Here is a 1864-nt window from a genome sequence, read left to right on the forward strand (position 1 = left end):
CGCAAATCCACACGAAATGTCCCTTAAGCCAAAGACATCAATAAGGCCACATCAGAAGAAAACTGATCAACCAGCAGAAAACCTGAGCAGAAAACATAAAAGGCGCTCACACAGTGAGCGCCTTGTGGAGCATAGGAGAATCGAACTCCTGACCTTCTGCTTGCAAAGCAGATGCTCTACCAATTGAGCTAATGCCCCAGCAGCTACATAGCGTACTCCTTGTGCGCCCATCTACGAAATCATGACTGGCAGCATAGTCCCCACCAAGCGCGGTAACTTTCGTCACTTTAGTTAACTCACACCTCATTAGTTGCGTGTCACCACGGAATACAGCACGCGAAAGAGGGACAATGAGTCGTCTCTGAAACTTAAGTGGAAGGTTGTCATGCGCCGAATATTCCTGCGCTCCGTAGCCGCACTCACGTTGGCTGCCACCGTCACGGTCCCACAGCAAGCAACTGCCCAGGAGCTGCCCCCGCTCCCGCAGCCATCCATCCCACAGCCACAATTTCCGACTGTGCAGGACATGCGCAAAGAAGTAGACCGCATTGAGTACGAGGCCTACAAGGCGCTGCCCAAGGAGCTTCAGAACAATGCCGTCTTTGCCGGGTCCTCACGCCCGGCGGCGACCCAGAGCACCACGCCACAAGCAGACAATCCCAACCAGACTGAGAAGGCGAAGTCCCAATCAATAGCGGACGAAACCTGCTCTAATTGTGTAGCCATCACTTACGACGATGGCCCCGATGCATTGACGGGCCAGCTTCTCGACACCTTGAAGGCCAAGGACACCCACGCTAGCTTCATGGTCCTAGCTCCTCATGCCTATTCCCATCCCGAGCTCCTCCGCCGTATGAAAGCGGAGGGCCACACCGTGGGCAACCACACCGACACACACCGCGAACTAGACAAGCTTCCCGCGAATGAGGTTGAGGCCGAAATCAAATCAGGCGCCGCAGCCATCAAGGCAGCAACTAGCGAAAGCCCTCGTTGGGTGCGACCACCCTACGGTGCAACGAACCAGACAGTCGCTAACGCGGCCAAGAACAACGGACAAGCGCAAGCCCTGTGGAGTGTAGACACCCTAGATTGGAAGGACCGCAACTCCGACCATATCTGCGCTGCAGCCGTAGACGGCGCCCAAGCAGGCGACATCATCCTCATGCATGACATTCACGTCACGACAGTTGATGCCGCCCCATGCGTTATTGACGGCCTCCGGGCCAGAGGTTTAGAGCCAGTATCGCTGGACACCCTAATCCCTAACCCTGAACCTGGACGCCAGTACCTCAGCAGGTAGACCACAAGGTAACAACCCAACATCAACTCATGCCGTAGGTGCAAGCTAACACAAGTAGCTTGCCCTACGGCATTGTCTTTGCGTAGATCCGTCTGAGGTCGCAGCCCTGGCTTAAGGGACATTTCGTGTGGATAAACCGGTACGGTTTCCTGGAACAGCCTGGGATAATGCGGTGATCTTGATTTTGAATCGGTTCCAACAGCCCGATCGATGGAATCAACACCGGATAGTCCTAGGTCTGTGATAGGAGGACTGCTGCTGGTGCGGTAAGGCCAATTCCTATGGCTAATAGGAATCGGCCGTCGTGTGACATGTGCGGCCACGGACTGGTTAAGAACGGCAAAACCGCGGCAGGAACCCAACGCTGGCTGTGTCCTCAGTGCAACGTTTCATCGATTAATACCCGCGCACACACCAGCGAGATTCGGCACTTCAAAATCTTTATTGACTGGATTCTTTCCGGTGAATCCGCAGACCATTTAGCTAAACGCCTTGGGGTAACCAGACGAACGTTGACCCGATGGTTCAAGCTTTTGTGGTTTATCACCGTGCCCACGTCTACTG

The 1864-nt window shown here is 54.6% G+C and carries 1 protein-coding gene, 1 tRNA gene and 1 pseudogene; 2 read left to right on the forward strand and 1 reads right to left on the reverse strand.

The window, feature by feature from the left end; translation table 11 throughout:
* Positions 1 to 125 precede the first annotated feature (125 nt).
* A tRNA-Ala gene (locus tag HMPREF2565_RS09275) sits at positions 126 to 198 on the reverse strand.
* 187 nt (positions 199 to 385) lie between these two features.
* Here HMPREF2565_RS09275 and HMPREF2565_RS09280 point away from each other — a divergent pair.
* Both HMPREF2565_RS09280 and HMPREF2565_RS13505 read left to right on the forward strand, forming a co-directional pair.
* Complete coding sequence (locus tag HMPREF2565_RS09280; RefSeq protein WP_071407213.1) at positions 386 to 1300, forward strand: polysaccharide deacetylase family protein; 915 nt, start codon at positions 386 to 388, stop codon at positions 1298 to 1300.
* 281 nt (positions 1301 to 1581) lie between these two features.
* A pseudogene (locus tag HMPREF2565_RS13505) lies at positions 1582 to 1864 on the forward strand (IS256 family transposase); the annotation flags it as partial.

This window comes from Corynebacterium sp. HMSC072A04 (assembly GCF_001809235.1).
Classification (GTDB): Bacteria; Actinomycetota; Actinomycetes; order Mycobacteriales; family Mycobacteriaceae; genus Corynebacterium; species Corynebacterium hiratae.